This window comes from Polaromonas sp. JS666, from assembly GCF_900103405.1.
Classification (GTDB): domain Bacteria; phylum Pseudomonadota; class Gammaproteobacteria; order Burkholderiales; family Burkholderiaceae_C; genus Polaromonas.
This window is the reverse complement of the sequence record NZ_FNHX01000014.1, coordinates 86,435-94,218: the sequence shown is the minus strand read 5'-3', so window position 1 is coordinate 94,218 and position 7,784 is coordinate 86,435. Positions and strand designations below refer to the sequence as shown.

8 protein-coding genes and 1 pseudogene are annotated in these 7,784 nt (G+C 56.1%); 4 read left to right on the top strand and 5 right to left on the bottom strand.

The window, feature by feature from the left end:
* A pseudogene (locus BLQ85_RS22315) lies at window positions 1–195 on the bottom strand (IS21 family transposase); the annotation flags it as partial.
* Between the two features lie 262 nt (window positions 196–457).
* Between BLQ85_RS22315 and BLQ85_RS22310 the strand changes: the two are divergent.
* Together BLQ85_RS22310 and BLQ85_RS24660 are read left to right on the top strand one after the other, a co-directional pair.
* Window positions 458–976, top strand: coding sequence for a tetratricopeptide repeat protein (locus BLQ85_RS22310; RefSeq protein ID WP_074580158.1), 519 nt, complete (start codon window positions 458–460; stop codon window positions 974–976).
* A 462-nt stretch (window positions 977–1,438) separates the two neighbouring features.
* Window positions 1,439–1,576: a hypothetical protein gene (locus BLQ85_RS24660; RefSeq protein WP_175456177.1), complete on the top strand. Its 138-nt coding sequence runs from the start codon at window positions 1,439–1,441 to the stop codon at window positions 1,574–1,576.
* A gap of 161 nt (window positions 1,577–1,737) precedes the next feature.
* Here BLQ85_RS24660 and BLQ85_RS24990 read toward each other — a convergent pair whose 3' ends face one another.
* Genes BLQ85_RS24990 through BLQ85_RS22300 form a run of 3 tightly spaced genes read right to left on the bottom strand, consistent with a single transcriptional unit; the run spans window position 1,738 to window position 3,604 of the window.
* On the bottom strand, window positions 1,738–2,187 hold the full coding sequence (locus BLQ85_RS24990; RefSeq protein ID WP_371327333.1) for a ubiquitination-like system serine protease family protein: 450 nt from the start codon (window positions 2,185–2,187) through the stop codon (window positions 1,738–1,740).
* Window positions 2,184–3,356 (bottom strand): ThiF family adenylyltransferase, encoded by a 1,173-nt coding sequence (locus BLQ85_RS22305; RefSeq protein WP_074580157.1) that lies wholly within the window; start codon window positions 3,354–3,356, stop codon window positions 2,184–2,186. Before BLQ85_RS22305 ends, BLQ85_RS24990 begins: the two co-directional genes overlap by 4 nt.
* Window positions 3,356–3,604, bottom strand: coding sequence for a multiubiquitin domain-containing protein (locus BLQ85_RS22300; protein WP_074580166.1), 249 nt, complete (start codon window positions 3,602–3,604; stop codon window positions 3,356–3,358). The genes BLQ85_RS22305 and BLQ85_RS22300 overlap by 1 nt, the downstream gene beginning before the upstream one ends.
* Window positions 3,605–3,736: 132 nt before the next feature.
* On the opposite strand from BLQ85_RS22300, the gene BLQ85_RS22295 reads away from it, so the two are divergent.
* Window positions 3,737–4,876 (top strand): patatin-like phospholipase family protein, encoded by a 1,140-nt coding sequence (locus BLQ85_RS22295; protein WP_175456176.1) that lies wholly within the window; start codon window positions 3,737–3,739, stop codon window positions 4,874–4,876.
* 663 nt (window positions 4,877–5,539) lie between these two features.
* On the opposite strand, the gene BLQ85_RS22290 is transcribed toward BLQ85_RS22295, so the two are convergent.
* Window positions 5,540–6,553 carry a LacI family DNA-binding transcriptional regulator gene (locus BLQ85_RS22290; protein WP_074580155.1) on the bottom strand — a complete coding sequence of 338 codons (1,014 nt, stop codon included), beginning with the start codon at window positions 6,551–6,553 and terminating at the stop codon, window positions 5,540–5,542.
* Window positions 6,554–6,641: 88 nt separating this feature from the next.
* Here BLQ85_RS22290 and BLQ85_RS22285 point away from each other — a divergent pair, with 88 nt between their 5' ends.
* Complete coding sequence (locus BLQ85_RS22285; RefSeq protein WP_074580154.1) at window positions 6,642–7,781, top strand: L-talarate/galactarate dehydratase; 1,140 nt, start codon at window positions 6,642–6,644, stop codon at window positions 7,779–7,781.
* The last annotated feature ends 3 nt before the right edge of the window (window positions 7,782–7,784 follow it).

Sequence of the window (7,784 nt, the reverse complement as noted above, 5' to 3'; positions counted from 1 at the left end):
GGCCAGCTTCTCGGCATAGGGATCGAGCTTGCTTGAGCTGCCCCGCCTTTCGTAGCTGGGCTCAGTCTCATCTGATCGCAGGTACTTCTTTACTGTGTTGCGAGCCAGGCCTGTACGCCTTGAGATCTCGCGGATGGACATCTGATCTCGCAGTGCCCAACGTCTGATGACATTCAATGTCGCCACGTCTATCACTCCTAATTTCCCCCTGCTTTTAAAACAAGCAGGGTAGTGCCTACGTGGGTCAGTTTTGGATGGAAATTACTGCGCTAAGTGGATCAGATTTCGACGGAATTCAACATCTCGTCAAAGGTGCCGATATCATCAAACGCAAACCCTGGTGCCATTGCCATAGTCCCTCCGAATTTTGTTTGAGAAAGCTTAGCATTTAAAAACCGGCAGACGTTGCGGTATACATTACGTTAGGCGTCCGAAGTTCAGCAAGGAGCTCTTACCCATGAAGCGAATGAAGGCCACGCTACTTGTTGCGCTCTACGTCTCTACCTCTAGCGTTCTAGCCGCGGATTTATCGACTTTGGGCCAAGAACAGATCCGGCAGAAAGACTACGTCTCAGCGGTCGGATCGTTCACCAAACACATAGAGGCCAACCCGACAGACTCTGCGGCGTATGTTTATCGCGGCTACGCCCATTACTACCTGAAGCAGCTTCCCCAAGCAGAGAAAGATTTCAAGGAAGCGATCCGTCTCGCGCCAGCGCAGTCCCAGGGCTACTTCAACTACGGTTTGGTTCTAGACGAGCAGGGCTTCCACAAACAAGCAATCGCTCAGTACAGGCTGGCACTGAAGCAGAATCCGAACGATGCCAGCGCGTACTACAACATGGGCAATAGTTACTCCAAGTTATCGCAGTACAAAGACGCTGTGTCTGCTTTTGAGCAGGCAGTTCGCCTGTATCCGCAACACCCATACGCAAGCAAGAATCTCGCAGTTGCGAAGGCAATGCTGAAGCAATAGCCATGCATTTCCCTGAACTCTCGCCTCGGCGCCGGCCGCTTAACCCGTCCATCGAGAGGACGTCGCCCGGCAAGCCGGGCGACGCCTCTCATGCCAAACGTTAGGCCGCACCCTGACCCGCCATGGCCAAGTGTTTTCGCTTTCGCTTCCTCAAGGGCCAGAAAATCCCCGACGCGCAGTCAGGGGGCACGGCGAAACTGGAAACCGTCATCAAGAACGCTGGCAAAGTGGCTGGCATCAAATGCCACAGCCCAGAAAATGAGGGCCTCTATCGCACCATTCTTGTAAGGTGTGCTTGTACCGAGGATGTTTGCGCCTTTGAACTCAGGTTTGCCGGCCTTCGCGATTACTATGACTCAGTTCCCTGCAGCTGAGCCCGTGCAACCTAACCCTTCGCCACCCGAGGTGCTACAGCGGGCTTTGCCCGCTTCCGCCCGCAGGTGAACTCAAACGTTAAGCACCATGGAACTCAACCGCATCCGGTTCGCCGTCGATGACATCCGAGCGATTCCGGACGAGGAGCGGCCCCTGTTGATTGCATTGGCATTCGCTCTCAACGAAATCACCGTTCTCAACAAGCTGGTAACTGTGCCGCCGTGATACGTCGAACGCGGGCTGCGGCCGCGAAAGGGCCCTCTTTTTCTGCTATCTCCAGAGACTCCACTTCCATATTTGCTGTACAGCCAAGAATGGGTTTGCAGCTAATCAAGGCACGTAAACACGCATTTGTCACGTCGGTGTCAAGTCACCGTGCCAGCCACTTACATACCTAGGAATGACCGGAAGAGGCGCCGCCACCAGGGCGTCGAAGCGGCCACTGGCGCATCCATGGAGGTTCCCTCGGCCGTTGATTGCTTAGCCGCGTTGACCTCGTCTATGTATCGGGCTTTGTCTCTGCGATCCCGCGACTGAACTCGAGCAACCTCCGCATTTGACATGCTTGCTGCCCAAACAATCTTGTTTGAACGAATCCAGTAGTGGGCACGGCACTCGAAGTTCCAATTGCCGATAGACGGATAGAGACTAACCAACTCGCCCCGCCGTCTCACTTGCCAATCAGCAGGCGATAGAGGTGTCACTACCTTTTCGCCACAACCGGAAGCGCACTTATGTACAGCGACTTTGTACTTTTCGCTGATGTACAAGACGCCATCATCAAGCTCTTTTGGAATCAATTCCACGAAACGGGGCTGAATTTGCCGCAACTTCATGGGACTTCTGACCGAGTTACGTCACGAACCAAGGATGGCGTGCTGACGGTAAACGTCAAGTTGTGCGCCTCGAAATCATCCTGGTAAAAACCAAGATACTGCTTCCACTTCAGCACAGCCAATTGCGCATTGAGTGCGTTCATGTCGGCGACCTGTATGTTTTGACGATAGAGCGCATCGTCGTCGTCCACCTCGGTGGGAACATACTTAGTTAAGTGAGCACTCCGTTCTGGAGTAGACAGCGTAACGCGACACGCGCCAAACAGCTTCGCCGTTTTCGGCACCAGCTGCAGAGTCATCCCTACGTCGATAAACGGAACACCAAGGCGTTGCAAGCGTTCGAAGATCAGGGAGCGCGCGAGTCCGTTATCGACGCAAACGAACGCAAAGTCCGGCTGCCCGAGCGTGTCTAGATTCGAGCTGTCGAGATAGTGCGCGTGCGGCACAATGCCGCGGTGCATGTGTGAATACTTGCTCGCGAAGTAGTCAACTTTCATCGCCTGGGCAGCGAGCTCTTCACGGGTTGCTGCCCCCGGTGCGCGAAAAGCATTGTGCTGGAGAAACACATCGCCATCGAACAGATGTATGGCCTTGACGGGCGTTTTCGCTAGCTGATCCAGGATGTATGACCCAGTCCCTCCAAGACCAATCAGAGCAACAGAACTTAGAGCGAGCCTGGCCGACGTAGCCTGGATTGTTGCGCGTGCCGACGCAGTGTCGTCGTAGGCAAACGGCGACTTTCCGGAGTCCTCAACTAACGTGCGATGCAATCGAGCGTCGACATCTTGTAAGGCTCGGGCCTGACTTTGGATCACTGTCACATAGTGAACCATCTTTGCGTAGTGATCTGCGAATGCCGGTACCCCATCGGGCTTGTTTGAGAACCGATAGTTCACAAAAAAGCCCGGAAACAGCTCACGGGTTCCGTTCTCGTTCTCGATTTGAGATATGGGCTGCCCATTCGGAAAACAAGGGTACTCCCCCGTCCACCACACCTGGTGACTATCCGGAGGCAGGATGGTGCCGGCATTTTCGACATAGGAACAAGAAAGAATGCCTCGTTTCACCTCGCGGGAAGCAGTGACGTAAGGAACTTCGTGGAGCAAAAGATTCTGCTCCCGCACTTCTACAACGAAGCCGTCGCTTGAGAGCCGCTCTAAATCCCGCATCAGGAACGGTTCGTCTTGCCGATTGTGAAGACCGTACCGTCCTTGACACTAGTTTTCTGCCCTGGCGCCAGCGTACCGTCCTTGCCGTGCTCATTCGAGTAGGTTACGGTATATAAAAACCCGACTTCGCCTGGGAAGGCGAGTTGCACCACCTGTTCGTAGGTGATGTGATTGTCTGTCCACACTTCCGGTGTGCCGTTAACGATAAGTGTTAACTGTTTTCGCTCGTCAGAATTACCTTGCGACATGATCACATGACTCCTATGACAACTTTGCGGATTGATGATACGCTAAGAACGTCAAGTTAGAGTGCCCATAGAGCGCCCAACTTGGTTAGAACAATGTGGCGGAAGGTTCCGCGATATGAATGGGATGGTGGGATGTCTACTTTTCAAGCCGTGGTGCTCAGCGGTGGGGGCGCCAAGGGCCCTTTTGGGCTCGGTGTACTGTTGGCTCTGGCTAAGTTTAGAAAAGAGCGCAAGAAGGACATCACGCCAATCTACTGTGGTACGTCGGTAGGCGCATTAAACGCCGCGATGGCGGCACAAGGAAATCTCCACGAGCTGGACAAGCTGTATGCACGACTCAACACGGACGACGTGCTCGGCACCTCGAATTCGAGCGTTAGTTCGGTAACACTGGGCTTTACTTCCTTTCGCAAGCCATACTACTACTTTAGGAACGATGCACTGCGCGCAACCATTGCGGCGAACGTGAAGTTTGAGGCCCTGGCAAATTCCCATTTGCTGGTGTGCGTCACCAATTTAATCACTGGGAGACTGGAGACCTTTTACAAGTCAACTATCGTTGACGAACTCATAGCGAAGGAAGGTGAACTCGAAACAACTGAGCGACGACTGAACCACTACCATCCAATTCAATCACAAGAGGAACTCATCGACGTTCTTCTTGCTAGCGCGGCTATCCCGTTCTATTTCCCCCCGGTTGAAGTTCGCGGGCGGAAATATGTTGACGGCGGAGTGGGCAACAACACTCCATTGCGCCAGGCTGCCTACGTGTCCCGCTATTTGCACTCTTGTAATCTGCCAGTACTTCCGACCGTCTGCGTCATTAATGATCCGCAGCGCTTCTCTATTGAGTCGGACACCGGCTTGGACGTGTTTGGTGTCATTAGACGGTCACTGGACATCTATCACAATGAGCTAGTTCAAGACTCGCTGAACACTTGGCACCGCATCAACGCCAGCGTTCGAGCATTGCAGGATCAAGAAGGGCGCATTTCGTCCATCCTCAATACATTGCCCGTTGAGCTAAGGGAGCCCATCACCACTCAGGTGCTCGGTGTTGTGCGCGATGTACGTGGCTTTGCTGCAAAGATGGAACTGCCGTTGTATGACATACGACCATCAAGCCCTTTGCTCGATGACGTCCTCGAGTTTGATCCTAAGAACGCCAAGCGCCTCAAACACCAAGGGGTTGAGGACTGCTTGAAGATGCTCGTCCAAAGATCCGACATCACGCCCGGTGACTACCAGCGGTGGGTGGAGGAAATCGACTAGTCATTAAGCCACCACAGCGCTGCAAATTGATTGAAGCATAACTGTGCCGGCCAAAAATGCGCCGTTTAACCTCAATATCAGCGCTTCTTCCGGATCTTTTTCTGGCAATTAATGCACTTGGTTGACTAACTCGGAATTTGCCTTGCCGGTGCTGTTGAATTCCACTGAAGGCTGACCCCAGGGGTCAGATTTCGACGGAATTCAACATATAGATGTATGCGACAGCATATAAATTGGACCCCATGTCTACCATGGGAGACATTACTCGCTCCGGAGGCTCCACGCATCCAAGCCGCAGAAATTTGATGGAATGGTCGAACCCGCTCATTGGATAGACCTCAAATAAATGTTCTTCTATTCAAAAATAGTCGTCGGCATCAATACCGGCGTCCAAGAACAGCCGTGGTTCTGTGGCGTGAAGAGGTGTGATGTCAACCCTGTTCCCGGTTTCGTCTTCAACCACCGAATGGGCAACGAATTGTATGAAATCGCTTTGTTGAATTCCATCGAAAACTGACCCACCTAGGCACTACTCTGCTTGTATTAAAAAGCAGAGGGAAATTAGGAGTGATGGACGTGGGTCGGTTTTCGGTGGAAATATTACGCGATGGAATTCAACACCCAGGGCCTTCGTTCATGACAATGACCGCGCTTATCTCACGCTTACGCTGCGGTGGATGAACGCTCGACTATTCGAAAACCCACGTCGACGATTCGTGAAGTAACGGGCTTGCCACTGCATCGATCAAGAATCAGCCGCGCCGCAATGCGCCCGATCTCCGCGCCGTCGACATGCACGCTGCTGAGAGACGGCTGCAGGTGCGCGGAAAATTCCGCGTCCCCGAAGCCGCAGACGGCCAGGTCTTGCGGAACTCGTAGGCCGCGAGCCATTGCCTCGACCAGCACCCCTTGGGCGAGCGCGTCGGAGCTGCAGTAGACGGCCTGGATGCGGCGGTCTTTTTGCAGCAACTCGCCGAGCGCGCGGCGCCCGAGCGCCACACTGCTGGGGGCTGGCACGATGGCAGTCGGCACGTCGTGGCCGACCACCGCTAGGAAACCTTTGCGGCGCTGCTGCGCGCGCTGGTCGTCACCGGTGGCAACCGCAATCCTTTTCCATCCCTTGCCGAGGAAGTAATCAGCCACCGCGCTGCCGACCTTCAAGTGCGAAAAGCCGACGGCCATGTCAATCGGGGTTTCGCTGAGGTCCCAGGTTTCCACCACCGGAATGCCGAGGCTGCGTAACTGGTCGCGCGAGTGTGCCGAGTGCACGAGGCCGGTAACGACCAGGCCGTCCGGGCGCCGGCCCATCATCGTGCCGATCAACTTCTCCTCTCGCGCGTGGTCGTAGCCGCTCTGGCCGAGTATCAACTGGTAGCCGCTTGCGTCGAGTGTTTCCGTGAGCGCTTGCACCGTGGGCAGGAACTGCGGGACCGAAATGATGGGCACCAAGCCGGCGACCGTCATGCTGCGTCGCGACTTGAGTCCACCTGCCAGCAGGTTGGGGATATAACCGATGCGATGCACCGCTTCCTGCACCTTCTCGATCGTAGCCTTGGAGACGAGTGTGGGATTGCCGAGGGCGCGAGAAGCGGTGATCAGGGACACGCCGGCTTCACGGGCCACATCATGGAGCGTGACGCCTTTGGCTATGCTGGAGTGAGGTACGGGGGGATTCATTGACTATTGACGATATATGACAACGTTATCATAATGCGCTGGACGGGCCTATTGCCCGTGTTTTTGCTACCAAAATGACAACGTTATCATGACCTCTTCACTCCTTCCTGAGCGCATCGCGCGGATCCGTCTTTCCTCCTGCTACCTGCCTCTGGCGCAGCCGATCAGCGACGCTAAAGTGCTGACCGGGCGGCAGAAGCCGATGACCGAGGTTGCGATGCTTTTTGCCGAGGTGGAAACCGAGGACGGGCAGCAGGGCCTGGGCCTTAGCTATTCGAAACGTGCGGGCGGCCCCGGCCAGTTTGCACATGCCCGCGAGATCGCTCCCAGCCTGATCGGCGAAGACGCAAGCGACATCGGAAGGCTGTGGGACAAGCTGTGTTGGGCCGGCGCATCCGTAGGCCGAAGCGGCCTGGCCACGCAGGCGATTGGCGCATTCGATGTGGCGCTGTGGGACCTAAAGGCGCGTCGGGCGCGCCTGCCCTTGGCGAAGTTGCTCGGCGCCTATCGCGACTCGGTTCCTTGCTACAACACCTCGGGGGGGTTTCTGCATACGCCGACCGAGCAGTTGCTGGTCAACGCGGCGGCCTCGATCGAGCGCGGCATAGGCGGCATCAAGCTGAAGGTCGGGCAGCCCGATCACCGCCTAGACGTTCAGCGCCTCGAAGCCGTGCGCAAGCACCTCGGCGATGGTGTGCCGATCATGGTGGATGCCAACCAGCAATGGGATCGTCCGACCGCGCAGCGCATGTGCCGAACGTTCGAGGCGTTCAACCTGGTCTGGATCGAGGAGCCGCTGGACGCCTATGACCACGAGGGCCACGCGGCGCTGGCGCGCGAGTTTGACACGCCGATCGCCACCGGCGAGATGCTCACCAGCGCCGCGGAGCATGGCGACTTGATCCGCCACCGCGCTGCCGACTACTTGATGCCGGACGCCCCGCGCGTGGGGGGTATCACGCCGTTCCTAAAAGTCGCGGCGCAGGCCGACCAAGCGGGACTGCTGATCGCGCCGCACTTCGCCATGGAGTTGCACATCCACCTTGCCGCGGCGTATCCGCGCGAGGGATGGGTGGAGCACTTCGACTGGCTTGAGCCGCTCTTCAACGAGCGGATCGAGATAGCTCACGGCCGAATGCTGGTGCCCACGCAGCCCGGCATCGGCTTGAGCCTCAGCGAGAAAGCGCGTTCATGGACGCGCGAACATGCGGTGATCGGCCGCGACTAAACC